The sequence below is a fragment of the Actinoplanes sp. NPDC051537 genome (assembly GCF_055586105.1).
Genome location: NZ_JBVJIU010000006.1, coordinates 46776 through 71571, shown reverse-complemented (window position 1 = coordinate 71571; position 24796 = coordinate 46776). Strand labels below are relative to the sequence as shown.

Genomic DNA, 24796 nt, shown 5'->3' with positions numbered 1-24796 from the left:
GCGATGCACGAGCGGCTCCCGGTCGCGATGCGCGATGCGGTCGACGAGTTCGGGCGCCATCTCGCCCGCGTTGACAACCGGTCGCACCACACCGTGCGAGCGTATGTGGGCGACGTGGTCTCGCTGCTCAGCCATGCGGCCGAGAGCGGATGCACCACCCCGGCCGATCTCGACATCGCGGTGCTCCGCGGCTGGCTGGCCAAGCGCATGCGGGCGGGCTCCGCGCGTACGTCGCAAGCACGCCGAGCCGCCGCGGCCCGGACCTTCACCGCCTGGGCGCATCGCGCCGGAATCTCCCCCGCCGACCCGGGGACCCAGCTGGCCAGCCCCCGCGCCCACCGCGACCTGCCGAACGTCCTTCGCGCCGACCAGGCGGCCACCCTCGTAGAGAGCGGCGCCAACACCGACACCGCCGAGCAAATGAGGGACCGCGCCGTTCTCGAGCTGCTTTACGCGACCGGCGTACGCGTGAGCGAGCTCTGCGGCCTCGACCGAGCCGACCTCGACGAGTCCCGCCGGGTCGTCCGCGTCTTCGGCAAGGGCGCCAAGGAACGCGCCGTCCCCTATGGCCTCCCCGCCCAGCGGGCGCTGACCGACTGGCTGCGGCACGGGCGGCCCGCGCTCATGACGCACGCGAGCCGGGACGCCCTCTTCCTCGGGGTCAAGGGCGGCCGGCTGCAGCAGACCGTCGTCCGGCGGATCGTGGACACCGCCGCCCAGCGCGCCGGCCTTCCGCACACCAGTCCGCACGATCTGCGGCACTCGGCCGCGACGCACCTGCTCGACGGGGGCGCGGACCTGCGCGCCGTACAGGATCTGCTCGGTCATGCCTCGCTCTCGAGCACGCAGATCTACACGCATGTGTCCACCGAGCGCCTGCGGGCCGCCTTCAAACAGGCCCACCCCCGGGCATGACACCGTACGATCGGAGCGTGAGCGCCGGAGACCCGCCCGCACCCCTGCCGGGTGCCCGCCTCCTGTTCTCCCTGGACCCGGCCGTGTCCTATCTCAACCACGGCTCCTTCGGCGCCGTCCCGATCGGCGTGCAGCGCGTCCAGCAGCGACTGCGCGACGAGATCGAGGCGAATCCGCACAAGTTCTACACGCAGGGCATGCTCGACCGCGTCGTGCACACCCGCCGGCACGTCGCCGCGTTCCTGGGCGCCGACCCCGACGGCAGCGCGCTGGTGCCGAACACGACCTCGGCGATCTCGCTCGTGCTGCAGTCGGTGCGGCTCGAGGCGGCCGACGAGGTGCTGCTCACCGATCACGGATACGGCTCGGTCGCGATGGCCACCCGCCGCCAGTGCCGCCGGCTGGGCGCGACGGCGCGGACCGTCGCGCTGCCGCTGGGCGCCTCGAACGCCGAGGTGATCTCGCGCGTCCGGGCGGCCCTGCGCCCGGGCAAAACCAAGTTGTTGATCATCGATCAGATCGCTTCCGCCACGGGCGCGACCTTTCCGGTACGCGAAATAGCCGCGGCCGCCCGCGAGCACGAGATTCCGGTGCTGGTCGACGCGGCGCACGTCCCCGGCATGATCCCGGTCGACGTCTCGGCGATCGACGCCGACTTCTGGGTCGGCAACCTGCACAAGTGGGCCTTCGCCCCGCGCGGCACGGCCCTGCTCGCGGTCTCTCCCCCGTGGCGGCGGCGGATCGAGCCCCTGGTCGTCTCGTGGGAGCAGGACCAGGGCTTCCCGCTGTCGGTCGAGTACCAGGGAACGCTCGACTACACGCCCTGGCTGGCCGCACCGACCGGCCTGTTCACGCTGCGCACCCTCGGCTGGGAGGCGGTCCGCGAGCACAACGCCGCGCTGATCGCCTACGGCCAGCGGGTCGTGGGCGCCGCGCTCGGCCTGGCGCCCGCGGACCTGCCGCAGCCGGCCGACCCCCGGACGGCGATGCGCGTGATCCCGCTGCCGGCCGGCCTCGCGTCGACCGCCCCCGAGGCGGTGGCGCTCCGCCTGCTGATCTCCGACAAGCTGGCCACCGAGACCGCGGTGAACGCCTGGGGAGGCCGCGGCCTGCTCCGGCTGAGCGCGCAGATCTACAACCGCCCGGACGAGTACGACCGCTTCGCCGAGCGCCTGCCCCCGCTGCTGGCCAGTCTTCAACGCTGACGGCCGCTCATCGCACGCCGCCGAGCGGAAGCAGCCGCACCCGGCCCAGGCCCAGCAGGGCGAGCGGATCGAGGTAGAGGTTGCCGCGCCGGAGGCCCCAATGCAGGCACGCCGCGACCGGGCAGCCCGGGTGACCCGCCTCCAGCACGCCGATGGGGTCACCGCGTGCGACCCGGGCTCGGACGGCCACGGCGGCGGTGACGGGCTCGTAGGTCGTGCGCAGGCCGCCCGCATGCGCCACGCTGACGACACCCCGGCCCGCGACCACGCCGGCGAAGACGACCGTGCCGGCCCCGGCGGATCGCACGACGGCCGCGGGCGAGCCGGCCAGGTCGGTTCCGCGATGACCGGCCAGCCAGGGCTGCGGCGGCGGGTCGAACCTGCGCACCACCCGCGCCGGGGACAACGGCCACCCATAGCCGGTGTCACCCGCCCGAGGGACGGCCAATCGCCAGAAATGTCCGGAAGAGGTCGCGGCAGAGTGCCCAGGACCCCCGGCGCGGGCGGCAAAGGCGGCCGAACCGGAGGCCGGCCCGAGCGGCGCCAGCAGAGCGATCAGCGCGGCAAGAACGGGCCGAGCGGCAGCAAACGGCAGGACGGCAAGAAAAGGCAGGGCGGCGAACATGCCCGCCACCCTGCCGAAAACTCAAGCCAACCGCGACCGCCCCTGTGGACAGCCCAAAGACTGTGGATAACCCCGGCTAGCTGCCGAAGCCCGGCTCGTCCGGGAGGGAGATGTCGGGCTTCTCCAGCTCCTCCACGTTGACGTCCTTGAAGGTCATCACCCGGACATTTTTCACGAACCGAGCCGGCCGATACATATCCCACACCCAGGCGTCGTGCATCTCGACCTCGAAATACACCTCGCCGTCCGAGTTGCGCACGTGCAGGTCGACCTGGTTGGCCAGGTAGAACCGGCGCTCCGTCTCCACCACGTAGGAGAACTGGCGGACGATATCGCGGTACTCCCGGTAGAGCTGCAGCTCCATCTCGGTCTCGTACTTCTCGAGATCCTCTGCGCTCATCGCTTCTCGCCCTCCATGGCCTCATCTTCCCCCACCGACGGCGACGGCTGAGGCTGGTCGCCCGACGCCACGCCGACGGTACCCTCACCAGCGCCCGGAAGCACCGGCGGCTCGGTCCCCGATGCATCCGAAAGCCCGTCGAACAGCGACGCCGCCTCGACCACGGCGGGACGCCGCGCCCGGGGCGGACGGTTCCCCCGGCCGGACGCCGCGGCGACGTTCACGTACGAGAAACGGTGCTCCGCGCACGGCCCGTGCCGGGTGAGCGCCGCGCTGTGCTCGTCGGTGACGTATCCCTTATGCACGGCGAACCCGTAATCCGGGAACTGGCTGTCCATCTCCACCATGATGCGGTCCCGGGTGACCTTGGCCAGCACGCTGGCGGCCGCGACGCAGGCCGCGACCCGGTCACCCTTCCACACCGCGAGGCCGGGCACGCCCAGGCCGTCGACCGGGAAGCCGTCGGTCAGCACGTACTCCGGCGAGGTCGACAGCGACGCCAGCGCCCGCCGCATCGCCGCCAGGTTGCACACGTGCAGGCCGCGCGCGTCGACCTCGGTGGCCGGGATGATCATGACGGACCAGGCCAGCGCCCGATCGACGACCTCGGCGTAGACGCGCTCCCGGGCCGCGGGCGTGAGCAGCTTGGAGTCGGCGAGCCCGGGCACCTCGCCACGCTTGCCCTCGGGCAGGATCGCGGCGGCGGCCACCAGCGGGCCGGCGCAGGCGCCCCGCCCGGCCTCGTCGGCGCCGGCCACGATGCGGAACCCGCGGCGCTGCAGGGCGCGCTCGAGGGCGTAGATGCCGCCCTCCCGACGGACGACGGTGCGCGGTGGCGCGAGCATCAGCGCAGCACCTCCGTGAAACCCCGCAACAGCGCGGCCAGCGTACGGGGAAAGATCTGCTCGGAGCTCGCGTCGATCTCCTCGGCCGACCACCACCGATGCTCCGTGATGGTCTGCTGCTCGTCCTCGTCCATCCCCGCGGTGTCGATCTGCCACTCGGTGACCCGCAGCAGGAAGAAGTCTTGATCCTGGCGGTAGTCACGGTCGCGGTAGCTGAACTCGGTCACCTCGTGCCACACGGGCTCGCCCAGCTCGGCCGGGTCGACGCTGAGGCCGGTCTCCTCGGCGAGCTCGCGGGCGGCGCCCTCGGCGGGCGTCTCACCCTCGTCGAGCCCGCCGCCGGGGGTGAACCACCAGCGTTGCCCGGGACGGGCCGGATCACCGCCGTGCAGCAGCAGCAAGCGGCCGGCCCGGTCGACGAGCAGCACGCGCGCGGCACGGCGGTCGATCTGGGTCACGGACCAAGCCTATTGCGCCCGAGGTGGATCTATCGAGCGGGTGCTACTTTGCCGCCGTCGCGTCCGGAATGTCGTCGTAGCCCGACGGCACCGAGAGCCACGTGGCGCGGTTGACCGGCCAGAACACGGTGAAGGCGCGCCCGATCACCGATTTCTCGGGAACGGTCGCCTCCTGGATGTCGCTCGTCTCCTCGTAGTGCTCGAGGGAGTCGCCGGAGGCCGAGCGGTGGTCGCCCATCACCCAGAGGCGGTCGTTCGGCACCGTGATCTTGAACTTGCGGTCGGCGGCCGGGTCCTGGTTGCCGTCGGCGTCCTTGTAGATGTACGGCTCGTCGAGCGAGTGACCGTTGATGATCAGGCGCTCCTGGTCGTCGCAGCACTCGACGGTGTCGCCGGGCGTGCCGATGATGCGCTTGATGAAGTCTTCGCCCTCGGCGCCGGACTGCCAATCCGAGGGGGCCTTGAAGACGATGATTTCGCCGCGCCGCGGGTCGCGGAAGTCGTAGACGAGCTTGTTGACCAGCACCCGGTCCAGCACGTTGAGCGTGTGCTCCATCGAGGGCGACGGGATGTAGAAGGTCTGCAGGACGAAGGCGCGCACGAGAACGGCGACGAGGATCGCCACCCCCAGCAGAATGGGAAGCTCACGCCAGAAGGAGCCGCGGCGCTTGGTGGTGGGCTGCTCGTCAATCACGAACGGAGCCTACGTCGCCGGGTCACGAAGAGCAGTCCGGAACGCGCGGATAGCGCGGCACTAAACAGAATCGGGAGGACGAAACCGTCAACGCCCGGATCGTCGCGGCGCACCGGCACCTGACCCTCGGCGGCCGCGGTCGGATGGTCGGTCGCGTAGCTCTTCCAGACGTCCGGAACGGAGAGGCTGGTGAACCGGCTGCTCGGCCAGACGATGACGAATGCGCGCCCGATGATGTTCTTGATCGGCACCGGACCCTGGCAGCGGGCGTCCTGCGAGACGGCGCGATGGTCGCCCATGACGAACATCTCACCAGCCGGGATGGTGATCTCGGCGAACCGCCGGCTGGTGCACTGCGTCGGGTTCGGCGGCTGATTGAGATCGGAGTTGTAGCCGTCCGCGATGTACGGCTCGTCGATGCCGACCCCGTTCACGGTGATCCGGCCCTTGTCGTCGCAGCAGGCGATCTTGTCGCCCGGCAGGCCGATCACTCGTTTGATGAAGTCGCGCTCCCCCGGACGGCTGACGCCGACGAGGTCACCGACCGTGCGGCCGAGCTTGGCCGCGAAGCTGTTGCTGACCGGCTCGGTCACCTCGGGCGCCCAGTTGTCGGTGCCGCGGAAGACCACGATCTCGCCCCGGACCGGGTCGCGCAGGTCGTAGACGACCTTGTTGACCAGGACCCGGTCCTTCACCAGCAGCGTCTTCTCCATCGACCCACTGGGGATGTAGAAGGCCTGCACCAGGAAGGTGCGGATCAGTACGGCCAGGCAGAACGCCACCACGAGCAGCAGGGGCAACTCCTGCCAGAGCGGCATTTCCTTGCGCCGAATCATCGAGCGCCGCCGCCGCTCGGACGGCCGATAGCCCTGCATCGGTTCCACGCTTCGCATCTCCCGCCGCCGCTGCCGCCGACCCGCCGAACCGCTCCGGAAACAGCGCAGATCCCTCTGAATACAGAGCTACCGCCCGAGTAGTACGGGCGGTAGCACTGGAAGGGTTCACATTGATCCCATCCGGCACAAGGGCAAGCGTAGTTCCCCCGGGGCCGGAATCGATAAGGATCAGACGGTCTGCTTCTCCCGAAGCTCCTTGATCTTGGCCTTCTTGCCCCGGAGCTCGCGCAGGTAGTAGAGCTTGGCGCGCCGGACGTCACCGCGGGAGACGACCTCGATGCGGTCGATCACCGGGCTGTTGATCGGGTACGACCGCTCGACGCCGACGCCGAAGCTGATCTTCCGGACCTTGAAGGTCTCCCGGAGGCCGGCGCCCTGGCGGGCGATCACGACGCCCTGGAACACCTGGACACGGGAACGGTTGCCCTCCACGACCCGGGCGTGCACCTTGAGGGTGTCGCCGGCACGGAAGTCGGGAAGGTCGGTGCGCTGCGACTGGGCGTCGAGAGCGTCCAGCGTGTTCATCGCTGCATCCTCGTCGTGCTAGGCGCATCGGGAGTTCGATGCGCGAGGTGGGTACTGCTGATCTCCCAAGGGGGATCCTCGTCCGCACTCCGCGGCGCGGAGTGAAAACGGCAACTTACCTACTCTGCCACATCCGGCGGCGTGATCCGAAATCCGGCCTCGTCCAGGGTGCGCTTGTCCGCTTTGTCGAGGTCGGCCGGCGGGTAGGCGGCGAGCAGGTCGGGCCTTCGCGCGGCCGTACGCAGGAGCGCCTGATCCCGCCGCCAGCGGGCGATCCGCCCGTGGTCGCCGGACCGCAGCACCTCGGGCACGTCATGCCCGCGCCAGGTCGCCGGCTTGGTGTACATCGGGGCCTCGAGCAGCCCGTGCGCGTGCGACTCCTCGTCGAGCGACGCCGCGTTGCCCAGCACGCCGGGCAGCAGCCGGGTCACCGCCTCCATGATCACGATGACCGCGACCTCGCCCCCGAACAGCACGTAGTCGCCGAGCGACACCTCGCGCACCGGCATCCGGGCCGCCGCGTCGTCGATGACCCGCTGGTCGATCCCCTCGTACCGGCCGCAGGCGAAGATCAGGTGATCGAGCGCGGCGAGCTCGTGGGCGTCGGCCTGGGTGAACCGCTTGCCGACCGGGGACGGGACGATCAGGGTGCCCTCGCCCACGGCGTCCAGGGCCTGCCCCCACGGCTCGGGGCGCATGACCATGCCGGGGCCGCCGCCGTACGGGCTGTCGTCCACCGTCCGGTGCACGTCGTGGGTCCAGGTCCGCAGATCATGGACGGTGAGATCGAGGGCGCCGGTCGCGCGGGCCTTGCCGATCAGCGACAGCTCGAGCGGCGCCAAGAAGTCCGGAAAAATCGTGATTACGTCGACGCGCATGCTCAGAGTTCCAGCAGACCCTCGGGCAGGTCGACCACGATCTTGCCGCCGGCCACGTCCACGGTCGGCACGATCGCCGTGACGAACGGGATCAACGCCTGCCCACCGCCCGATTTGTCCAAAACAACGAGATCTGAAGCCGGCGCGTGGTCGATCCGCGCCACGGTGCCCAGCTCGGAGCCGTCGGCCGTCACCACGCGCAGCCCGATCAGCTGGTGGTCGTGGAACTCGTCCGGGTCCGACGGCGGCGCCAGCGAGGAGCTCTCGACCTGAAGCAGCACGCCGCGAAGCGCCTCGGCGATGTTGCGGTCGTGGACGCCCTCGAACTGGACGATCCCGCGACCCTGATGCCAGCGCACCGACTCGGCGACGAGCTGGGCCGGCACCTGATAGACGACGCCCGGAGCGGCCGCCGGCGCGGCGCTCACCCGGCGGTCCCGGGGGACCTCCGTGGTGAACACCGAACCGGCGGCGAAACGCTCTTCGGGCTCGTCGGTCCGCACGTAGACCGAGACCTCGCCCCGGAGCCCGTGCGGCTTACCGATCTGACCTACAACTAGCAGCATCGGTCAGTAGGCGTCGACGATGTCGACGCGGATGCCGCGCCCACCGATCGAACCGATGACCTGACGCAGGGCCTTCGCCGTCCGGCCACCGCGCCCGATGACCGTTCCCAGGTCCTCCGGGTGCACGCGGACCTCGAGCCGCTTGCCGCGGCGCGAGTCGACCAGCCGAACCCGGACGTCGTCCGGGTTGTCGACGATGCCCTTGACGAGGTGCTCCAGCGCGGGCCGGAGCGCCCCGTCAGCTCGCGTCGGCGCCGGCACCGGCGGGGTCCTCTGCGGTCTCGGCGACAGCCTCACGGTTCGGCTCGGCGGCCTCGACGGGCTTGGCCTCGGCGGCCTCCGGCTTGGCCTCAGTCTTGGCCTCGGCCTTGGCCTCAGTCTTGCTCTCGGCGGCCGGCTTCGACTCGGTCTTCGCCGACTTCTTCGGGGTGGCCGGCTTGGTGTCGGCAACGCCCGCGGCCGACTTGGCCTCGGCCTCGTACAGCTCGATGCGGCTCTTCTTCTCCGCGGCCATGAGCAGCGGCGGCGGCGCGGGAAGGCCCTTGAACTGCTGCCAGTCGCCGGTCTTCTCCAGCAGGCGCTGCACGGCCTCGCTCGGCTGGGCGCCGACCGAGAGCCAGTACTGCACGCGCTCGGACTTCACCTGGATGATCGAGGGGTCTTCCTTCGGCTGGTAGATGCCGACGTACTCGATGGCGCGACCGTCGCGCTTGGTGCGCGAGTCGGCGACGACGATGCGGTACTGCGGGTTGCGGATCTTGCCCATCCGCAGGAGCCGGATCTTAACGGCCACGGTGATTTCGCTCCTGATGACTGCGTGAGTTTTGAGGTTTGGACCCACGTGGGGATGCGGGACCGAAGCCTCGGGGATGGCAACGCGCTCAGGGTTAGAGGGCGCCTCACGCGTGCCAAGCGAATCCATTCTGCCAGACGGGGTTCAGCTGCTGCCAACTGGGCGCGATATCCGGACAAATCAACGGCAAGGTCAAGGTCATGTCGTAGCTGGGTGGGGGGTGACGGACCGTCGCTCCCGCCGAGGCCGGGCCGGGGCCCAGCGTTGCTGGCCCTGGCCCTTCATTGTGCGTGAGTGGGGCAGATCAAAAACCCCAACCCAACCCGCCCGGGCCCGCCGCCGGGTCGACTGCGCTATGCCTTTGGGCGGTTCCAGCCTGCGGGAATGGTGAGGGCGGGCCAGGCGGGGTCGGGGTGGAAGTCGGTCCAGGTGCCGTCGAAGGGGAACTCGGCGGCCTCGGCCTGTTTGATCACGCGGCGGCCCTCGGCCCAGACCGCGGCCTCGTCGGGGACCCAGTAGTGGGCGGGGACGGCCAGGCGCTCGGCGAACTCGTCCTCGTCCTTCCACTCCCAGGTGTGGTCGGGCCGCACCACGACGTCGAGGTCCTGGTCGGTGACGTCGACGCCGCCCAGGTCGCCGTCGTCCCAGCGGGCGGCCCGCTCCTCGAGGTTCACGTACCACTCGGTGAACTCGCCGGCGTCGTCGCGGAAGAACCAGACCGAGTGGTCGACGTCGGGCGGGATGAACTTGAGCACCCCCGGGCCCTGCCAGCTGCCCTGGAACGGGGTGTGCGGGAGCGTCGCCCACTCGGCGAACGGCATCTGCCGGATGCGCCGGCCGTCCGGGGCCTCCAGACCGATCACCGCCGAACCGCGGGCCAGCCACAACAGCAGCCCGCGGTCGTCGTCGCCGATCACCCGGCACGGCCGGACCGCGCTCAGCTCGCCGCCCGAGAAGTTCCGATACAGGATCGTGCGGCCGGGAGCGAAGCGCATCAGTAGGAGCGGGCCAGGTAGGCGATCAGGCCGGGTTCCTCGTCCGAGTCGGGCATCGTGCCGTCGTCGCGGGTCAGGCAGCGAACCGTGACGGCCTTGCCGTTCGCCTCCTTCTCGCCGGCGTCGCCGACCGCCGACCACGGCACCCGCGCCCAGCCGGTCTGCGCCGCCTCGATCGCCTCGCCGAGCGTCTTGACGTCGACCGTGTGCTCCTCGCGGAAGGCCAGCGCGTCGTCGAACAGGCGGGCCTGGTCGGCCTTGAGCGCCGAGGTGACGGCGCCGACGATGTCGCCGATCGGGATCGGGGACTTCGAGCCGTCCACGCGACGGGCCACCGTGACGTTGCCCGAGGCGAGATCGCGCGGGCCGACCTCGACCCGGATCGGGATGCCCTGCAGCTCGGCGTCGACGGCCCGGCGGCCGAACGGGACATCGGCCCGGTCGTCGAGCTTCACCCGTACGCCCGCTGATTTGAGCTCGTCGCGCAGCTTGGCCGCCGCCTCGGTGACGCCCTCGCCCGCCTTGACCACCATCACCTGCACCTGGATCGGCGCCAGGCGCGGCGGAAGCCGCAGCCCGTTGTCGTCGCCGTGCACCATGATCAGCCCGCCCATCATGCGGGTGGAGGTGCCCCACGACGTCGTCCAGCAGTGCTCGACCGAGCCGGCCGCCGACGAGTAGGTGATGTCGAACGCCTTCGCGAAGTTCTGCCCGAGCTCGTGCGAGGTGCCCATCTGCAGCGCCTTGGTGTCGGCCATCATGGCCTCGACGGTCATCGTGTTCGTCGCGCCGGCGAAGCGCTCGCCCTTGGTCTTGCGGCCCGGCACCACCGGCACCGCCAGGATCTCCTCCATGAACGCCTGGTACACGTTCTTGTGGATGTCGCGGGCGTGCTCGCGGGCGTCGGCCTCGGTGGCGTGCGCCGTGTGCCCCTCCTGCCACAGGAACTCGGTCGTGCGCAGGAACGTGCGCGGGCGCAGCTCCCACCGGACGACGTTGGCCCACTGGTTGAGCAGCAGCGGCAGGTCACGGTACGAGTCGACCCACTTCGCCATGAACTCGCCGATGACCGTCTCGCTCGTCGGGCGTACGACCAGGGGCTCCGCGAGCTGCTTGCCGCCCGCGTGGGTGACCACCGCGAGCTCGGGCGAGAAGCCCTCCACGTGGTCGGCCTCGCGGCGCAGGTAGCTCTCCGGGATGAAGAGCGGGAAGTAGGCGTTCTGCACGCCCGCTTCCTTGATGCGCGCATCCATGTCGGCCTGCATACGCTCCCAGATGGCATAGCCCGTCGGCCGGATCACCATGGTGCCCCGGACCGGGCCGTTGTCGGCCAGCTGCGCCTTGGCGATCAGGTCCTGGTACCAGCGGGGGAAGTCCTCCGCACGCGGAGTGAGCACTCGAGCCATGAGGCGACATCTTAATCGCGCACCGTGCGCAACCCACCGGGCGGGCTTGCCGTGTCCTAGGTAGAAGGGCGGTGGAGATGACAGGGACCGATGAGTTCGACGCGTTCTACCGGGACACCTCGCGACGCCTGGCCCGATACGCGTACGGGCTGACCGGCGACCCGGCCGAGGCGCAGGACCTGGTGCAGGAGGCGTACGCGCGAGCCTGGCAGCGCTGGCGACGGCTGGCCGCGTACGAGAATCAGGAGGCCTGGCTCCGGATGGTGGTCAACCGTCTCGCCACCGACCGCCGGCGCCGCCTGGGCGTGCGTCGCGCCCGGACCGCCGCCGACCCGCCACCGCCGCCCTCGCCGCCGCCCTCGGAGAACACCGTGCTGCTGGTCGGCGCCATGCGCGCCCTACCCATGATCCACCGCCGGGCGCTGGCCCTGCACTACCTGCTCGATCGCTCGGTGGCCGAGATCGCCGCGGAGACCGGCGTCTCGACCGGCACGGTCAAGTCGTGGCTGTCCCGCGGCCGGGCCGCCCTGGCCGAGGTGCTCGGCCCGCTCGAACCCGCCCTGACCGGGGAAGGACAACCCGATGCCCGTTGACCTCGACGACCTGTTCAGCGACCTCGCCCGGCAGGCCGACGCCATACCGCTCGGCACGGCGGACCGGGCTCGGCAGCGAGGACGGCAGCGCAGCCGCAACCGGGCCGCGACCCTGTCCGCCGCCATCGCGGTGTGCCTCGTGACGGCCGGCGTGGCCGGGATGATCACCCGGGCGCAGCGGGACGACCACCCGATCGGCCCCGCCCCCTCGAGCCACGCGCTGCCGGAGGTCGGGCCCCTGCTCCCGTTCGCCGGCTCGCTGCGCGACACATGGTCGGCGATCGCGGACGGGCGCGTGTTCACCATGTGGCAGGACGCCGCGGGCCGGGTCGCCGTGAACGCCGTCGACCCGCGGACGGGCGCGGTGGCCTGGACCGACCCGGAGGTGGGCCGGAACGCCACCCAGGCCAACCTGCGCGTGGCGCCGGCCGGCGTGCTGGTCGTCATCGACAGCGACGACGGCGGGACGACCCGCCGGGTGGCGACCGTGCTGCGCCCGTCCGACGGCCGGAAGCTCTGGCAGCTGCCGCTCGGCGAGGGCGACGCGCTCGTCCCGCACGACCGGGCGCTGGTGCGCTCGACCGCGGCGGGCCGGACCGAGGCGTTCGACTGGGCGACCGGGGCGAGGCGCTGGTGGCTCGACGCCGGGGCCGATCCGCCGCGGCGAACCCTGGGCATGCGGGCCGCGGGCGAGATGGCGCCGGACAACTATGCCGGGACCGATTTCGTGCAGGTGACCAGGTCGGGCCAGGCTCTGGTGCGCGACGTGGGCACCGGCACGCTGCGGCGATCCGTCCCGATCGGCACGCCCCGCCCGGACGGCACCCTCGCGGTGATCGACGGCCACCTGCTGTCCGAGGAGGCGGGGTGCTGCGGCACCACCGGCTACCGGATCCGCGACACCGACCTGGGCACCGGAACCACGGCCGTTGCCTTCAGCGAGGGCGCCGGCCACACCCTCGGCGGCCTGGACGTGTGCGGCGCCGACCGGCTCTGCGTGCTGGATCGGGCCGGCGACGGACCCACCACGGTGGCGGCGATCGACCTGGCGGCGCGGCGCACGCTCTGGCGGGTGGCCGGGCCGGACGGCGCCGGGGGCCTCTCCGCGCTGGCCGGCAACATCCTGGTCAGCGGCGGCGGCACGACCGTCCTCTACGACGCGGCCGGCCGCCCGGTGTTCCGTACCCCGGACGCCCAGGTCGAGTGGCTGACCCCGGACACGCTGCTGGTGCTGCCGCCCGCGGCCGAGGGAACGGTCACGACCGTCCGGATCGCCGACCGCCACCTGACCCGGCTGGGCGAGGTGCCGACCCGGAACGGCCGGTGCGTGCACACCACCGAGCGCCTGATCTGCCCGGTGGCGACCGGCGTGCGCATCTGGAGCCTTACCGGATGACGGCGCCGCGCAGGACGATCCGCGAGGGCGCCCGCACGACGCGCAGGTCGACGCGGGGGTCGGCCTCGTAGACCACCAGGTCCGCGAGGCCGCCCTCGACCAGCCCCGGGAAGCCCAGCCACTCGCGCGCCTTCCACGAGGCGGACGCGATGATGTCGGCGGCCGGCAGCCCCGCCTCCTGCATGATCAGCATTTCCTCGGCCGCGAGCCCGTGCCGGATGCCGCCGCCGGCGTCGGTCCCGATGAAGATCGGCACGCCCGCCTCGTGCGCGGCCCGCACCACGGCCGGAAACCGGTCCCGCAGCGCGACCATGTGGTCCGCGTACCCGGCGAACTTCTCGCGCGCCTGCTCGGCGATCGTCCCGAACGTCCGAATATTGATCATCGTGGGCACGAGCGCGGTCCCCCGCCGCGCCATCTCGTCGATGAGGTCGACCGACAGCCCGGTGCCGTGCTCGACCGAGTCGACCCCCGCCCGCACCATGATCTCCACGCCCTCCTCGGAGAACGTGTGCACGGCGGCCCGAGCCCCCGCCGCGTGCGCCGCCTCGACCGCGGCCGTCATGGTCGCCGCATCCCACGAGGGCGCGAGGTCCCCGACCCCCCGGTCGATCCAGTCCCCCACGATCTTGACCCACCCGGTGCCGGCCTTGGCCTGCGCGGTGACGGTCGCCGCGACGTCCTCGGCCGCAACCTCGATCCCGATGTCCCGCAGATACCGCCGCGGCGGCGCGACGTGCCGCCCGGCCCGAGCGAGCCGCGGAATCCCCGGCTCGTCATCCAGCTCCGGATACGGATAGGGCGACCCCGCGTCCCGCAGCGCGAGCACTCCCGCATCCCGGTCGACGGCGGCCAGCTCGCGCGCCTGGTCGAGGTCGGTGATCGGCTTGGCCCCGTAGGCGATGCCGAGGTGACAGTGCGCGTCCACCAGCCCCGGGACGATGTAGCCACCCGCACTGATGGTCTCGGCGTCGGCAACGGGCTCATACGTGACCCGGTCCCCGACCAGCCACAGATCCCGGACCGCACCGTCGGGCAGCACCGCCCCACGCACATGGAATGCCATAGGGACAGTCCTACCCGATCACGGGGTCACCGGACGGGCCGGGTCAGCCTTTGTCGTCGTCCTTCTTGGGCTGCTTGGTCAGCTTGTTGAAGTCGATGTTCGGGAGCTTGAAACCGCCCGCACCCCCGCCGCCCAGGGCGTTCGGGTCGAAGCCCGGCGGCAGCTGGGGCATGCCGCCCGGGAAGCCCGCGGGCAGGCCACCGCCGCCGGCGCCGGCGCCGGCGCGGGGACGGTTCGAGCCGCCCTTCGTGCCCTTGCGCTTGTTCTTCGGGCTCTTCGTCGCCTTGCGGCGGGCGCCGGGCAGGCCCATCATGCCGGTCATCTGCTTCATCATCTTCTGCGCGTCGGCGAAGCGGTTGAGCAGCTGGTTGACGTCCATGACCGTCACGCCCGAGCCGGTCGCGATGCGGGCCCGGCGGGAGCCGTTGAGGATCTTCGGGTTGGTGCGCTCCTGCGGGGTCATCGAGCGGATGATCGCGGTGACCCGGTCGAAGTGGGAGTCGTCGAGCTCGTCGAGCTGGGCCTTCATCTGGCCCATGCCGGGCATCATGCCGAGAATGTTGGCGATCGGGCCCATCCGCCGCACGGCGGTCAGCTGCTCGAGGAAATCCTCCAGGGTGAACTGCTCGCCACCGAGCAGCTTGGAGGTCATCTTCTCCTTCTGCTCGTCGTCGAAGGCCTGCTCGGCCTGCTCGATGAGCGTCAGCACGTCACCCATGCCGAGGATGCGGCTGGCCATCCGGTCGGGGTGGAAGAGGTCGAAGTCCTCGAGCTTCTCACCGGTCGACGCGAAGAGGATCGGCTCGCCGGTGACGTGCCGGACCGACAGCGCGGCGCCACCGCGGGCGTCGCCGTCGAGCTTGGAGAGCACCACGCCGGTGATGCCGACGCCGTCACGGAACGCCTCGGCGGTCTGCACCGCGTCCTGGCCGACCATGGCGTCGATGACGAAGATGACCTCGTCGGGGCTGACCGCGTCGCGGATGTCGCGCGCCTGCTGCATCATCTCGGCGTCGATGCCGAGGCGGCCGGCGGTGTCGACGATGACGATGTCCTTGGCCTGGCGCCGCGCGTACTCGATGGAGTCCTTGGCGACCTGCACCGGGTCGCCGACGCCGTTGCCGGGCTGCGGCGCGTAGACGTCGACGCCGGCCCGGCCCGCGAGCACCTGGAGCTGGTTGACCGCGTTGGGGCGCTGGAGGTCGGCCGCGACCAGCAGCGGCTGGTGCCCCTGGCCCTTGAGCCAGCGGGACAGCTTGCCGGCCAGCGTGGTCTTACCGGAACCCTGGAGACCGGCCAGCATGATCACGGTGGGCGGGTTCTTGGCGAACTGCAGCCGCCGCCCCTCGCCGCCGAGGACGTTGATGAGCTCCTCGTGGACGATCTTGATGATCTGCTGCGCCGGGTTGAGGGCCTGGGAGACGTCGACGCCCCGGGCGCGTTCCTTCAGGTTGAAGATGAAGGACTTGACCACGGGCAGCGCGACATCCGCCTCCAGCAGCGCGAGACGGATCTCGCGCGCGGTGGCGTCGATGTCGGCATCGGTGAGCCGGCCCTTGCCACGGAGTTTCCCGAAGATCCCGGACAGGCGGTCACTCAAAGTGTCAAACACGGTGCGCTAATCCTTAGCTAGCTCTGCCCGGTGGTCAGAAGTGAAGGCGATACCGCCAAGCCTAGCCGCCCGTGCGAAAGCTCACCGGTTGCGCATGCGGTAGGTCTTCTGCGCGGCCTCGATACGCCGCTGGGTGCGGGTGCCGGGGGCGATCGACTTCTTGACCTTGCCGTACACGTACAGCCCGCCGCCGACCGCGAGCGCGCCCACGATCAGGTAGAACAGCGCCGGCCCGAGCAGCGAGCTGACCACCCAGCCGACCACGATCACGCCGAGGATCAGCGCGACCAGAAATGCCACAGCCTTGCCCATCGGGTCCTCCCCCACCTTGACAACCTCGCCCATCCACCATGCCTCAGCCGAGCAACCCTGCCCATCGGCCGTAACCCTGACCGCACCCGTAGGGGTCGAGCACCCGCGTTTACCCGCGCAACAGCCATCAAACGGCGTATACCGGCGATATCAGGCGTCACGAAAGTGCGTGTCCGTACCGATATCCACCGCAACCTCGGGCCGGGAGCGCCGTTGAGGCCTTGTGACGACGGACCCCGGGCGGAAGGACGACGGCGTGCCTATACGGCGGATCCTGCGACACACGCCCTGGCCGGTGCGTCGCCGCGTACTGGCCGGCGTGCAGCACAAGCTGCTGCGCTACCTGCCGGCCGAGCGGCGGCTGGCGACGGCACGGCGGGTGGTTCCGCTGGCCGGGGGCGGCGCGGCGCTGGCGCGGGGCCGGGCGGGGCTGGGGCGCGTCTCGGCCCGGGTCACCGATCGGGCAACACCGGCGGGCGTACGGCGGGAGAACCTCGACCGGGTCGTGACGGCTCTCGAGACGGCGACCATCGAGTGGTTCCGCATCCCGATCGACTCGCTCACCGGCTCGGCCGTGGCCGTACGGGAAGAGGACCGCAACCGGGTGATCGCCCTGCTCGAGACCCTGAGCGCGAGCGACGCCGGCCTGCTCGAGGTGGTCCGCCCGCAGGGCAGTCACGGCCGCCGGGGCCGGCGCAAGGCCGCCGTGCTGCGGCTGAGCCGGCCCGTCACCGATCCGGGCGGCACCCTGGTGTTCGGCCCGGAGTACGGCTGCGAGATCGAGTTCTGGCGCACCGTGGACGGCAACCTCGTCGGACCGCGCAGCAACCCGGTCGCCGACGTGGTGCCCCTGGGCGAGCCCATCGTGGACGCCCCCGAGGCGGTCTTCGGGTCGTTCAGCGCGCCCGGCGACCCCGCCGCGTACCGGACCCGCGAGATCTTCACGATGGTCAGCCCGGACCGGATCGCCTTCCCGATCGACGTGGTCTACACCTGGGTGGACGGCGGCGACCCGGACTGGCGCGAGCGCAAGGCCGCGGCCCTGAGCGAGAACGGCTGGGTGTCGGAGGTCAGCGGCCAGGCCGCCAACGACTCCCGGTTCGCCTCCCGCGACGAGCTCCGCTACTCGCTGCGCGCGCTGCACGCGTTCGCCCCCTGGGTGCGGCACGTCTTCCTGGTCACCGACGACCAGGTGCCGGCCTGGCTGGACACCTCCCGGCCGGACCTGACCGTGGTGAGCCACCGCGAGGTCTTCGGCGACACCGGGCGGCTGCCCACCTTCAACTCGCAGGCCATCGAGTCGCGGCTGCACCGGATCCCGGGCCTGGCCGAGCACTTCCTCTACCTCAACGACGACGTCTTCATCGCCCGCCCGGTGGCGCCCGAGATGTTCTTCACGCCCGGCGGCCTGACCCGGTTCTTCCCGTCCACGGCCCTCGTCGACTCGGCCCCGCGGAGCCCCGAGGACGCGCCGGTCAACTCGGCCGGCAAGAACAACCGCAAGCTCATCCAGGAAGCGTTCGGCCGGGTGCTGACCCGCAAGATGAAGCACACGCCGCACCCGTCGCGCCGCAGCGTGCTGGCCGAGATCGAGCTGCGCTTCGCCGAGCACGTGACCGCGACGGCCGAGCACCAGTTCCGGCATCCCGAGGACGTCTCGCTGCTCAGCTCGCTCCAGCAGTACTACTCGTACCTGACCGGCCGGGCCGCCCCGGGCGAGATCAACTACATGTACACCGACCTGGCCGACCCGGCGACGCCGATGCGGCTGGCCCGGGTGCTGCACGACCGGCACCTGGACGCGTTCTGCCTCAACGACACCGACTCGTCGGCCGACGCCGCCACCGAACAGGCGGCGCTGCTGGCCGAGTTCCTGCCCAAGTACCTGCCGTTCCCGTCCCCGTTCGAGCTCGCCGCGCCCCGCCCGGCCACGGCCGCGCTGCCGCCGGCGCCGGCCCCCGTCGCGCCGCGCGCCCCGATGGTGGCCCGGCAGAGCACCGGCTCGGACGACCAGGTGCACCCGGACATCGCGCTGCCCACCCAGCCGTCCCCGCCCGCTCAGCCCTCCTCCGACACCTCCATCGCCTGACCTAGGGGAAATCTCGTGACATTTGATGTTGTGGTGCTCGGGCTCGGATACGTGGGTCTGCCGCTGGCGCAGCAGGCCACCCGGGCCGGCATGAAGGTCCTCGGCTTCGACGTCAACCAGCGGGTGGTCGACTCGCTCGCGGCGGGACGGTCGCACGTGGACGACCTCGGCGACGCGGATGTGGTCGAGATGCTGGCCGGCGGGTTCCGTACGACCGCCGATGAGAATTTGATCTCCACCGCCGGGACCGCCGTGATCTGCGTGCCCACCCCGCTCGCCGAGGGTGACGGCCCGGACCTGCGCGCCGTGGTCGGCGCGACCGAGGCGATCGGCCGCAACCTGCGCCCCGGCATGCTGGTCGTCCTCGAGTCGACCACCTACCCGGGCACCACCGACGAGGTGGTCCGCCCGCTGCTCGAGAAGCTCTCGGGCCTGACCGCCGGCATCGACTTCCACCTGGCGTTCTCGCCCGAGCGGATCGACCCCGGCAACGAGCGCTTCGGCCCGCGGAACACCCCCAAGGTGGTCGGCGGCTACACCTCCGCCTGCGCCGACCGGGTGGCCGACTTCTACGGCCGGTTCGTCGACACCGTGGTGCGCACGCGCGGCACCCGGGAGGCCGAGACCGCCAAGCTGCTCGAGAACACCTACCGGCACGTGAACATCGCCCTGGTCAACGAGATGGCGCGGTTCTGCCACGAGCTGGACATCGACCTCTGGGACGTGATCCACGCGGCCTCCACCAAGCCGTTCGGTTTCCAGGCCTTCTACCCCGGTCCGGGCGTCGGCGGGCACTGCATCCCGATCGACCCGAACTACCTTTCGCACAACGTCCGCAGCAAGCTCGGCTACCCGTTCCGCTTCGTCGAGCTCGCCCAGGAGATCAATGCGACGATGCCCTCGTACGTCGCCCGCCGCGCGCAGAATCTGCTGAACGCCGACGGCCAGGCCGTCCACGGCGCCACGATCCTGCTGCTGGGCGTGACCTACAAGGCGAACATCGCCGACCAGCGCGAGTCCCCGGCGACCCCCCTGGCCCGCCAGTTAGCCGCCCTCGGCGCCACCGTCCTCTACCACGACCCGCACGTCCCGTCCTGGACCGTGGGCGACGTCGAGGTGACCCGAACCGACGACCTCGAGGGCGCCGCGGCCGCCGCCGACCTGGTCATCCTGGTGCAGCACCACCGCGAGTACGACGCCGACCACCTGGCCGGCGTCGCCAAGCGCTTCTTCGACACCCGCGGCGTGACCACGGTCCGTGACGCCCACCGCCTCTGAGGTTTACTCCCGGCGCCCTTTGCTCTGCTTACCAATACGCGCATCGCTCCGCTCAGCGGCCGCCTCCGGCCGCTGGGCGGGCGATTCGCGTTGGTCAGCCGATGAAGTGCGGCTCCGCTCGCGCGGCTCGGTCGGCGGGTCAGCAGCTCTCGGTGGCGCTATCCGTCATACGCCCGAGCCCGCGTGTCGCAGGCCCGGCCGTCGCAGGCCCCGCCCGGCCGTCGCAGATCCCGCCCGGCCGTCGCAGGCCCCGCCCGGCCGTCGCAGGCCCCGCCCGGCCGTCGCAGGCCCCGCCCGGCCGTCGCAGGCCCCGCCCGGCCGTCGCAGATCCCGCCCGGCCGTCGCAGGCCCCGCCCGGCCGTCGCAGATCCCGCCCGGCCGTAGCAGGCCCCGCCGGCCGGTCACGGCCAAGCCGCAGATCCCACCGCGCTCCACCAGGCCCAACCCGCCCACCTCTGGGGGCGCCCCCGCTGGCCATTATCGCGGAAATCGGTGATTTCTGACGGGCGTGCGGTGGCGAGGTGTGGATAACTCGACGGTGTGGACAACGCCGACGCTGTCGGTGCGCGGTGGTGAGCAGAGCAACACACGGCGACGCACGTATTTGTAAGCAGAGCAAAGCGCGACCGACGAGGCGACACAACGCGAACAACGGCGACTGACGCACGCACGTATGAGTAAGCAGAGCTGACGCACCGCGGGCGGTCAGCGCTGGTGGTGAAGCGGCTCTTCGTCGAGAGGGTCGAGAGGCTCGCGAGGCTCGCGAGGGTCGAGAGGGCCGAAACGGAAGCGTTGTGGGTGTGTGGCGGCCGAAGGCGGGAGCTGGGCGGGCGCCGCGCGGAAGGTCCAGCGGGAGTTGAGCGAATAGTTCAGCACCGGGATGGCGACCAGGGCCACGGCCTGCACCGGTGGGTATGGGGCATGCAGGACCTCGGTGCCCAGCCACAGAACCGTGGTGTTCAGGGTGAAGGCGGCGGCGGTCACGGTGAGGAATTTGGCGCCGGCGGTGGCGTGGGTCGCGGTCGAGCGGAAAACCCAGGCATGTTGCAGGACGTACGAGACGACGACGCTCGCGGTGAAGCCGACGGCGGACGCCAGCACGGGCCGCGCGTTCAAGCCGTAGGTCAGGGACAGGCCCACGCCGAAGTGGGTCAGGGCGCTGGCGCCGCCGCTCACGGCGTAGCGGAAGAGGCGGGCGATCATCGGCAGAACGGCCTGCCGTACATCTGGCGCGTGGCCATCGAGGCGGTCACGTCCATGCGGTCGGTGGCGCTGTGTGTGCCGGGGAGCTCGCCCGAGGCGAAGCGCGAATAGGGCGTACGGCGGAAGATGTCGTCGAACTGGCGGAGCAGGTCGCAGCGGCGGGCCGTGCCGGACGGGGACGGGTCGAACTGGGCCACCTCGGCGGCCATGCGGGCGGTCAGGGTGGCGTACGGGAGACGGTTGCTCGTCTGGGTGAAGGCCTGGTTGACCGCGGCCGTGCCCGCGCCGAGCAGGGCCAGGACGACCAGCGCGACGCGGCTCACGTGGCGGTGTGCGACCAGCGCGAGCAGGCCGGCCAGCAGCAGCGCACCGCCGGCCGCGGTGAGGCCGCTGTCGCGCCAGCCGATGCCCCAGCGGCCGTCGGCGGCGGCCAGCTGGCCCTGCTCGTTGACCGAGCCGAGCAGCGCGCCCAGCAACAGCAGCGCGCCGCCGCCCGCGGCCAGACCGGTCGCCTGGGCGCGGTCGAGGCGGGGCAGCCGCGGAAGCGTCATGAAGAGACGCACGGACAGCACCGCGAACACCAGCATCCACACCGTCAGCGCCACCCGGCTGAGTGACGGGGAGTCCGAGCCCCACTGCAGCGGCGGCAGCCACGCGGTCAGGCGGTTGGGCAGCGCGGTCAGCACGCCGGCGCCCAGCCTCAGGTCGGAGTTGCGGTAGCACTCGCCGTCCCGGCAGGCCAGGAACAGCGCGATCCGCACCGGCACGAAGACGGGCAGGAAGCCGAGCCACAGCAGCAGGGCGGGGCGAAGCCGCGGCCGGACGCCGAGCACCAGGCGGTCGCGGGCCAGCAGGGCGGCGGTGGCCAGGGGTGGCGCGATCGCGGCCATCTCGTTGAAGGCGGCCAGGGCGGCGCCGGTCAGGACGAGCAGGACGCCGAGCCGGGGGGCCCGGCAGACCAGGGCGGCCACCGCGAGCACCAGGGCGGCGGTGCCGAAGTACAGGCCTCCGAAGAGGACGGTGCTGCTCAGGGCGCCGGCCGCGCACAGGCAGCAGCCGATCGCGAAGGGCAGCAGGGCGATCGTGCGGGCGGGTGGGGCGGAGAAGAGGCGGCCGCGGCCGGTGACGGCCTCGGCGAACAGCACGGCGGCGGCGGTGAGCAGCGCGGCGGCCAGCGCCGACATCAGGCGGAGGCCGACCTGCACGGGGAGGTGGGTGACCTCGCAGAAGACGTACGCGGCGACGTCGATCGCCCATTCGAACATGCGCCCCAGCGGACGGAAGTTCCCGAAGTCGACGTACATGGGAATGGTTCTGAGGTTCTGAGTGACCAGCCGCTGCGGGTGCTCCTGCACGAGAGCGCCGTGCCAGTAGACGTTGTAGCGATGGTCGGAGCCGGCGACGAGGCTGATCAGCGGGGCGGTCGCGGCGAGCGGAACGGTGACGCAGCGGGCGAAGAGCTGACGCCACGCCCGCCGATCATGGCCGGCGACGACGGGCGCGGACAGGGTGGCGGTCACTTGCGCTCCGCCACCCACTGCTCGGGCACCTCGGCGACGGACCGGGCCGACTTCTCCTGCACGAGATAGCGCGGCCGGCGGCGTACCTCCTCGTGGATGCGGGCCAGATACTCGCCGATCACGCCCAGGCCGAGCAGCACGAACGTGCCCATCACCAGCAGCAGCAGGATGACCGTCGGGAAGCCGGCCACCGAGCCGCCGCGCAGCCACCGGATCAGCGTCTGGGCGCCGAGCAGCACCGCGAAACCGGCGAACGCCAGGCCGCCGAGCGTGACCAGGTGCAGCGGCGCCGACGTGAACGAGGTGAGCCCGTTGACGGCGAGCCGGAACAGCGAGCGGAACGTCCAGCGGGACTCGCCGCCCTCGCGGTGGTCGATGTCGACCTCGATGGTGTCGCGCCGGAAGCCGATCCAGCTCGACGTGCCGCGGAAGAACGACGAATGCTCGGGCATGCGGAGAAGAGCATCCAGCGCCGTACGGCTGAGCAGGCGGAAATCCGTGGCATTGACCAGATCCACCTGGGTCAGCCGGGTGAACGCGCGGTTGAACGCCTTCCCGCCGAGCCGGCCGATCAGGCCCTGCCCGGTGCGGTTGCGCTTGACCGCCTCGACCACGTGCGCGCCGTCCCGCCAGCGCTGCACCATGGCCGGGATCGCCGACGGCGGGTGCTGGAGGTCGGAGTCGATGACCACGACCGCGTCCCCGGCCGCGTGCTCGAGCCCGGCCAGGACGGCCGGCTCCTTGCCGAAGTTGCGGGAGAGCTGGATGCCGCGCACCCGGTCGTCGGCCAGCGCGTGCTGGACGATCCGGTCCCAGGAGTCGTCGGACGAGCCGTCGTCGACCAGGACCAGCTCGTACGCCAGGCCGGCGTCGCCGAGCACCTGGCCCAGCCGGCGGACGAACCGGTCGACGCCCGGCCCCTCGTTGTAGATCGGCGCGACCACCGACACGAGCGCGGTCATCGCGGCGCCGCATTGCAGAAGCGGCGGCCGGAAAGCTGCCGCGTAGCCCGGTCGAGACTCATGTCGAAGCGCTCCACTTCCCGCTGGTTCACACCGTGGTGATTCGCGGTCGAGGTCTGGATGAAGGCGTCGCGCAGGGCGCAGCGGCGGACGTCGCCGGCGGGGGTCCGGTCGAAGCCGGCGACCTCCTGCGCGATGCGGTCGTAGAGGTACGGGAACCGGCCGCCGGCGGTGGCGTCCCGGAAGTCCTCGTTGGCGGCGGCCGAGACTGTCCCGGCGAGCACCAGGACGGCCAGCAGCACGGGGACGAAGCGCCGCCACAGGGCGACCACGAGCAGGCTGCCGGCGACCGTGGTGAGGCCGCTGTCCCGCCAGCCCTGGCCGAAGACGCCGGCCGCGGCCAGGTCCTGCACCTCGGCGTTGAGCGAGGCGAGCGCGCCGCCCAGCACGAGCAGCACGACCGCGACGCCGGCCAGGCCGAGGGACTGCCGGCGGTCGAGCTGCCGCCGCTCGCGCAGGCCGCGCAGCGTCCACCAGGCCAGCACCGCCAGCGCGATCAGGGCCAGCGCCGGGACCGCGGCGGCCAGGTGCGGCAGGTGGCCGCCGGTGGCGCGGGGCCACATCAGCGGCGGCAGCCAGGAGACCAGCCGGTTGGGCAGCGTCCCGGCCGCACCGCCGAGCGCGACGTCCGAGCCGGCGTAGCAGCCGCCGCCCGCGCAGCGATCGCGGATGAGCAGCCGCACCGGCACCGCGACCGGCAGGAAGCCGACCCACAGCAGCGCCGCGAAGCGCGCCGACGGACCGCGCAGTGCCTCCCGCCACCCGAGGCCGAGCACGACCCGGCCGCGCAGCAGCACGGCCGCGGTGGCGAGCGGGACGGCCAGGTAGGCGAGCTCGTTGAAGGCGGCGAGCGCGGCGCCCACCAGGACCACCAGCGGGCCGGCCCGGCGCGCCCGGCAGGCCCACGCGGCCGTCCCGAGCACGAGCGCGCTGGTGGTCAGGTAGAGCCCGCCGAACAGGACGGTGGTGCTGAGCCGGCCGGCCGCCACGAGACCGGCCGCGATCGCGAACGGCAGCACGGCCGCCGCCACCGAGGGCGGTGCGCCGAACAGCCGCCGCCGTCGCGCGGTGACGGCCTCGGCCAGCACCACCGCCGCGATCGTCAGCACGATCGCGGCGCCGAACGAGACGACCCGCAGGCCGATGTTCGCCGGGATGCCGAACAGGGCGGTGAGCGCGAACGCGGCGGTGTCCAGCGACCATTCGAGGACCCGGCCGATCGGCCGGAAGTTCCCGAGGTCGAGGAACTGCGGGACGGTCCGGACGGCGGTGACCGGCAACCGCCACGGATGGGTGAGGTAGAGGCCGCCGTTCGAGTAGATGTTGAACCGGTGGTCGGCCGACGGGGTCAGCGTCACCAGCGGCGCGAGCACCACCGGCGGGACCAGCGCGCACCGCCACCACAGCCCCCGCCACGGCCGTTCCGGCGGGGCCTCGGCCCGCGACGGCACGGCCGCCGGCCCGGCCTGCTGCGGCACGTCAACGATCTCGGCGGTCACGAAGA

General features: G+C 71.7%; 25 protein-coding genes and 1 pseudogene. 6 read left to right on the top strand and 20 right to left on the bottom strand.

Translation table 11 applies throughout. From position 1 onward, the window contains the following. Positions 1-3 precede the first annotated feature (3 nt). Both ACZ6TB_RS15510 and ACZ6TB_RS15505 read left to right on the top strand, forming a co-directional pair. Positions 4-915 carry a tyrosine recombinase XerC gene (locus tag ACZ6TB_RS15510; protein ID WP_465554758.1) on the top strand — a complete coding sequence of 304 codons (912 nt, stop codon included), beginning with the start codon at positions 4-6 and terminating at the stop codon, positions 913-915. Positions 916-932: 17 nt separating this feature from the next. Beyond that, the gene (locus tag ACZ6TB_RS15505) at positions 933-2120 is read left to right on the top strand and encodes an aminotransferase class V-fold PLP-dependent enzyme (RefSeq protein ID WP_465554756.1); all 1188 of its coding nucleotides are present in this window, start codon (positions 933-935) and stop codon (positions 2118-2120) included. Positions 2121-2127: 7 nt separating this feature from the next. Here the strand turns inward: ACZ6TB_RS15505 and ACZ6TB_RS15500 are convergent, their stop codons facing one another. The 13 genes and pseudogenes from ACZ6TB_RS15500 to proS form a co-directional block, all read right to left on the bottom strand. Then, positions 2128-2508 carry a peptidoglycan DD-metalloendopeptidase family protein gene (locus ACZ6TB_RS15500; RefSeq protein ID WP_465554754.1) on the bottom strand — a complete coding sequence of 127 codons (381 nt, stop codon included), beginning with the start codon at positions 2506-2508 and terminating at the stop codon, positions 2128-2130. 313 nt (positions 2509-2821) lie between these two features. Beyond that, the gene (locus tag ACZ6TB_RS15495) at positions 2822-3145 is read right to left on the bottom strand and encodes a DUF2469 domain-containing protein (protein WP_127497241.1); all 324 of its coding nucleotides are present in this window, start codon (positions 3143-3145) and stop codon (positions 2822-2824) included. After that, positions 3142-3990 carry a ribonuclease HII gene (locus ACZ6TB_RS15490; protein ID WP_465554752.1) on the bottom strand — a complete coding sequence of 283 codons (849 nt, stop codon included), beginning with the start codon at positions 3988-3990 and terminating at the stop codon, positions 3142-3144. Before ACZ6TB_RS15490 ends, ACZ6TB_RS15495 begins: the two co-directional genes overlap by 4 nt. Further along, complete coding sequence (locus tag ACZ6TB_RS15485; protein ID WP_465554750.1) at positions 3990-4448, bottom strand: NUDIX hydrolase; 459 nt, start codon at positions 4446-4448, stop codon at positions 3990-3992. The genes ACZ6TB_RS15490 and ACZ6TB_RS15485 overlap by 1 nt, the downstream gene beginning before the upstream one ends. A 43-nt stretch (positions 4449-4491) precedes the next feature. After that, positions 4492-5142 carry a signal peptidase I gene (gene lepB, locus ACZ6TB_RS15480; RefSeq protein ID WP_465554748.1) on the bottom strand — a complete coding sequence of 217 codons (651 nt, stop codon included), beginning with the start codon at positions 5140-5142 and terminating at the stop codon, positions 4492-4494. Further along, a complete protein-coding gene (gene lepB / locus ACZ6TB_RS15475) occupies positions 5139-6035 on the bottom strand; it encodes a signal peptidase I (protein ID WP_465554746.1) in 897 nt (298 codons plus the stop codon). The genes lepB (ACZ6TB_RS15480) and lepB (ACZ6TB_RS15475) overlap by 4 nt, the downstream gene beginning before the upstream one ends. Before the next feature lie 171 nt (positions 6036-6206). Beyond that, entirely contained in the window at positions 6207-6563 is a 357-nt protein-coding gene (rplS, locus tag ACZ6TB_RS15470) for a 50S ribosomal protein L19 (protein ID WP_465554744.1), read from the bottom strand. A gap of 119 nt (positions 6564-6682) precedes the next feature. Continuing rightward, a complete protein-coding gene (gene trmD, locus ACZ6TB_RS15465; RefSeq protein ID WP_465554742.1) occupies positions 6683-7441 on the bottom strand; it encodes a tRNA (guanosine(37)-N1)-methyltransferase TrmD in 759 nt (252 codons plus the stop codon). A gap of 2 nt (positions 7442-7443) precedes the next feature. Beyond that, positions 7444-8004 carry a ribosome maturation factor RimM gene (gene rimM / locus ACZ6TB_RS15460; protein WP_465555555.1) on the bottom strand — a complete coding sequence of 187 codons (561 nt, stop codon included), beginning with the start codon at positions 8002-8004 and terminating at the stop codon, positions 7444-7446. A 6-nt stretch (positions 8005-8010) separates the two neighbouring features. Continuing rightward, entirely contained in the window at positions 8011-8268 is a 258-nt protein-coding gene (locus ACZ6TB_RS15455) for an RNA-binding protein (protein WP_014447131.1), read from the bottom strand. A 61-nt stretch (positions 8269-8329) separates the two neighbouring features. After that, positions 8330-8800 (bottom strand): annotated as a pseudogene (gene rpsP, locus ACZ6TB_RS15450) (30S ribosomal protein S16); the annotation flags it as partial. 353 nt (positions 8801-9153) lie between these two features. Next, positions 9154-9795 (bottom strand): ribonuclease FAU-1 family protein, encoded by a 642-nt coding sequence (locus ACZ6TB_RS15445; RefSeq protein ID WP_465554740.1) that lies wholly within the window; start codon positions 9793-9795, stop codon positions 9154-9156. Beyond that, complete coding sequence (proS, locus tag ACZ6TB_RS15440; protein ID WP_465554738.1) at positions 9795-11201, bottom strand: proline--tRNA ligase; 1407 nt, start codon at positions 11199-11201, stop codon at positions 9795-9797. The genes ACZ6TB_RS15445 and proS overlap by 1 nt, the downstream gene beginning before the upstream one ends. A gap of 77 nt (positions 11202-11278) precedes the next feature. On the opposite strand from proS, the gene ACZ6TB_RS15435 reads away from it, so the two are divergent. Next, positions 11279-11794, top strand: coding sequence for a SigE family RNA polymerase sigma factor (locus tag ACZ6TB_RS15435; protein ID WP_465554736.1), 516 nt, complete (start codon positions 11279-11281; stop codon positions 11792-11794). Beyond that, the gene (locus ACZ6TB_RS15430; protein ID WP_465554734.1) at positions 11784-13190 is read left to right on the top strand and encodes an outer membrane protein assembly factor BamB family protein; all 1407 of its coding nucleotides are present in this window, start codon (positions 11784-11786) and stop codon (positions 13188-13190) included. Before ACZ6TB_RS15435 ends, ACZ6TB_RS15430 begins: the two co-directional genes overlap by 11 nt. Here the strand turns inward: ACZ6TB_RS15430 and ACZ6TB_RS15425 are convergent. The 3 genes from ACZ6TB_RS15425 to ACZ6TB_RS15415 form a co-directional block, all read right to left on the bottom strand. Then, complete coding sequence (locus ACZ6TB_RS15425) at positions 13180-14256, bottom strand: amidohydrolase family protein (protein WP_465554732.1); 1077 nt, start codon at positions 14254-14256, stop codon at positions 13180-13182. The genes ACZ6TB_RS15430 and ACZ6TB_RS15425 overlap by 11 nt on opposite strands. Positions 14257-14299: 43 nt before the next feature. Then, positions 14300-15868 (bottom strand): signal recognition particle protein, encoded by a 1569-nt coding sequence (gene ffh / locus ACZ6TB_RS15420; protein ID WP_465554730.1) that lies wholly within the window; start codon positions 15866-15868, stop codon positions 14300-14302. Positions 15869-15949: 81 nt separating this feature from the next. Next, the gene (locus ACZ6TB_RS15415) at positions 15950-16213 is read right to left on the bottom strand and encodes a hypothetical protein (protein WP_465554728.1); all 264 of its coding nucleotides are present in this window, start codon (positions 16211-16213) and stop codon (positions 15950-15952) included. Positions 16214-16436: 223 nt separating this feature from the next. Here ACZ6TB_RS15415 and ACZ6TB_RS15410 point away from each other — a divergent pair, with 223 nt between their 5' ends. Further along, positions 16437-18269: a stealth family protein gene (locus tag ACZ6TB_RS15410; RefSeq protein ID WP_465554726.1), complete on the top strand. Its 1833-nt coding sequence runs from the start codon at positions 16437-16439 to the stop codon at positions 18267-18269. Between the two features lie 15 nt (positions 18270-18284). Continuing rightward, positions 18285-19547: a nucleotide sugar dehydrogenase gene (locus tag ACZ6TB_RS15405; RefSeq protein WP_465554724.1), complete on the top strand. Its 1263-nt coding sequence runs from the start codon at positions 18285-18287 to the stop codon at positions 19545-19547. Positions 19548-20252: 705 nt separating this feature from the next. Here the strand turns inward: ACZ6TB_RS15405 and ACZ6TB_RS15400 are convergent. Genes ACZ6TB_RS15400 through ACZ6TB_RS15385 form a run of 4 tightly spaced genes read right to left on the bottom strand, consistent with a single transcriptional unit; the run spans position 20253 to position 24791 of the window. Next, positions 20253-20750: a GtrA family protein gene (locus ACZ6TB_RS15400; protein WP_465554722.1), complete on the bottom strand. Its 498-nt coding sequence runs from the start codon at positions 20748-20750 to the stop codon at positions 20253-20255. Beyond that, the gene (locus ACZ6TB_RS15395; protein ID WP_465554720.1) at positions 20747-22270 is read right to left on the bottom strand and encodes a hypothetical protein; all 1524 of its coding nucleotides are present in this window, start codon (positions 22268-22270) and stop codon (positions 20747-20749) included. Before ACZ6TB_RS15395 ends, ACZ6TB_RS15400 begins: the two co-directional genes overlap by 4 nt. Beyond that, a complete protein-coding gene (locus tag ACZ6TB_RS15390) occupies positions 22267-23232 on the bottom strand; it encodes a glycosyltransferase family 2 protein (protein WP_465554718.1) in 966 nt (321 codons plus the stop codon). Before ACZ6TB_RS15390 ends, ACZ6TB_RS15395 begins: the two co-directional genes overlap by 4 nt. After that, positions 23229-24791, bottom strand: coding sequence for a hypothetical protein (locus ACZ6TB_RS15385; RefSeq protein WP_465554716.1), 1563 nt, complete (start codon positions 24789-24791; stop codon positions 23229-23231). Before ACZ6TB_RS15385 ends, ACZ6TB_RS15390 begins: the two co-directional genes overlap by 4 nt. Positions 24792-24796: the final 5 nt, after the last annotated feature.

What these genes read in the sequence shown, in the direction of transcription:
- ACZ6TB_RS15510 (WP_465554758.1), top strand. Translation starts at nt 4, where the DNA reads ATGCACGAGCGGCTCCCGGTCGCGATGCGCGATGCGGTCGACGAGTTC.
- ACZ6TB_RS15495 (WP_127497241.1), bottom strand. Translation starts at nt 3,145, where the DNA reads ATGAGCGCAGAGGATCTCGAGAAGTACGAGACCGAGATGGAGCTGCAG.
- ACZ6TB_RS15490 (WP_465554752.1), bottom strand. Translation starts at nt 3,990, where the DNA reads ATGCTCGCGCCACCGCGCACCGTCGTCCGTCGGGAGGGCGGCATCTAC.
- lepB (WP_465554746.1), bottom strand. Translation starts at nt 6,035, where the DNA reads ATGCGAAGCGTGGAACCGATGCAGGGCTATCGGCCGTCCGAGCGGCGG.
- rplS (WP_465554744.1), bottom strand. Translation starts at nt 6,563, where the DNA reads ATGAACACGCTGGACGCTCTCGACGCCCAGTCGCAGCGCACCGACCTT.
- trmD (WP_465554742.1), bottom strand. Translation starts at nt 7,441, where the DNA reads ATGCGCGTCGACGTAATCACGATTTTTCCGGACTTCTTGGCGCCGCTC.
- ACZ6TB_RS15445 (WP_465554740.1), bottom strand. Translation starts at nt 9,795, where the DNA reads ATGCGCTTCGCTCCCGGCCGCACGATCCTGTATCGGAACTTCTCGGGC.
- proS (WP_465554738.1), bottom strand. Translation starts at nt 11,201, where the DNA reads ATGGCTCGAGTGCTCACTCCGCGTGCGGAGGACTTCCCCCGCTGGTAC.
- ACZ6TB_RS15435 (WP_465554736.1), top strand. Translation starts at nt 11,279, where the DNA reads ATGACAGGGACCGATGAGTTCGACGCGTTCTACCGGGACACCTCGCGA.
- ACZ6TB_RS15430 (WP_465554734.1), top strand. Translation starts at nt 11,784, where the DNA reads ATGCCCGTTGACCTCGACGACCTGTTCAGCGACCTCGCCCGGCAGGCC.
- ACZ6TB_RS15425 (WP_465554732.1), bottom strand. Translation starts at nt 14,256, where the DNA reads ATGGCATTCCATGTGCGTGGGGCGGTGCTGCCCGACGGTGCGGTCCGG.
- ACZ6TB_RS15415 (WP_465554728.1), bottom strand. Translation starts at nt 16,213, where the DNA reads ATGGGCGAGGTTGTCAAGGTGGGGGAGGACCCGATGGGCAAGGCTGTG.
- ACZ6TB_RS15400 (WP_465554722.1), bottom strand. Translation starts at nt 20,750, where the DNA reads ATGATCGCCCGCCTCTTCCGCTACGCCGTGAGCGGCGGCGCCAGCGCC.
- ACZ6TB_RS15390 (WP_465554718.1), bottom strand. Translation starts at nt 23,232, where the DNA reads ATGACCGCGCTCGTGTCGGTGGTCGCGCCGATCTACAACGAGGGGCCG.